This window comes from Aquimarina agarilytica ZC1, from assembly GCF_000255455.1.
Classification (GTDB): Bacteria; Bacteroidota; Bacteroidia; order Flavobacteriales; family Flavobacteriaceae; genus Aquimarina; species Aquimarina agarilytica.
The window spans coordinates 1-1,655 of record NZ_JH621326.1; the positions used below are offsets into that span (position 1 = coordinate 1).

Sequence of the window (1,655 nt, forward strand, 5' to 3'; positions counted from 1 at the left end):
ATTTTAGCGTTCTAAATTAAAAAAGCGCGTGTATTCCCAATATACACGCGCTTTACAACTAATACAGTTATTAAGACTTATGCCTTATTTAACAGTAAAGTTTACTGATAATTTTTTTCCTGCAGGACAAATATTATCTGCAGTTACTTGCACCTCTATAGTATGTGGTCCTGGAGCAAGATTTCTGAAACGAACTGAACTATGATCATCTGAAATATCATCATCAATTGCATCTAATTCTGCATCTGTTAATGTTTTACCATCTACAGTGTACACATAATTAGTTTGTGCTGCATTTCTTAAACTTTTACCATTATCATCTTTCCTTTGAGGAATTTCAATAAAAGCTCCCTTTAATCTTGTATCTGCAATTAATGTTAAATCATTACAGCTTAATTTTTCTCCGGGTTTTGTTGGTTTAACTACAGGAGTAACTGGTGAATCTGGAACATCAAAAACACTTTTTAACCTTACTCCACTTGGACAAACACTTGGCGAGGTCACTAAAATTTCAATCTCATGTGTCCCTGGTTCCAAACCTATGTTTACTAAGTAAGGTACAGTAGAATTAAATTTTGCTCCAAATTCACTTGAAAGTTCACTAGTCACATCTTTACCATCTAAAAACCATGTATATGTAGCATCTTTAATAAAAGTAACTCTATTAATCGCTCGCTGCTCCACTATTCCATTTCTATTTTTCGCCTCTATAAGATCTTCTCTTACAATTGAAATATCATTACAATTCAATTTTTTTGGTTCAACTGGAGTCGACGGTCCTTCGCCTTCTGTTGGTGTTACAGGAGTAACAGGAGCTACCGGAACTGTTGGTTCTGCTACTGGAGTTTCTCCCTCTGTTGGTGTTACCGGAGTAACTGGTGTTACTACTGGTTCTGTTGGTGTTACTGGCTCTTCATTATCAATTTCTTCTCTTAATGTAATGCCTTCAGGACAGATATTTGGAGAAGTTACCGTCACTTCAACTATATGATTACCTGACCCAAGTCTGTATGATAGCGCACTAAAATCACCTAGTGTTGCCGCACGTCCCGATCTCTTAGTAAATTCTTCAGTAGTAATTGTTTTTCCATCTATCTTCCAAACAATTGTAGCCGCTTTTGTTGAAATTTCTGTTTCAGCTCTTGGTAAAACTTCAATAAAAGTTGTTGGACCTGATAATTTATTAACACGCAATTTCAAATCATCACAACTCAATTCTTTTGGTTCTGTTGGTGTTTCTTCTTCTGATCCATTTAAAATATCATCTGCTATTATTGTCACCCCTTCTGGACATAGACTTGATGGTGCTATTTTAACTTCAACCGTATTTACTCCTTTGTTAAAATAGTCTACATCAACCACAATTGAACTATGATCTGTATCACCTTCGTCAAATTCAAGTAATTCTGCTGGTGTTAACTCCTTACCATTTACTGTCCAAGTGTACAGACTGTTATCTTTAACCAATGCTACTTCTTGTCCTTTATCATTCAATATCTCTAAAACCATTTTTAATGCTCCTTCACTATTCCTAAGAGTATCAGTAAATAAGCCTAAATCCGAACAATCCTCTTTTCCTTCTTCTTCCTCTTCCTCTGTTGGAGCTCCTTCTTCAACAGCTTCTTTTTGGTCCATTATTTTAACGTTTAAGTCTG

1 pseudogene is annotated in these 1,655 nt (G+C 35.5%); it reads right to left on the reverse strand.

The features are described from left to right. Window positions 1–84: 84 nt before the first annotated feature. A pseudogene (locus KQA_RS0218135) lies at window positions 85–1,655 on the reverse strand (hypothetical protein); the annotation flags it as partial.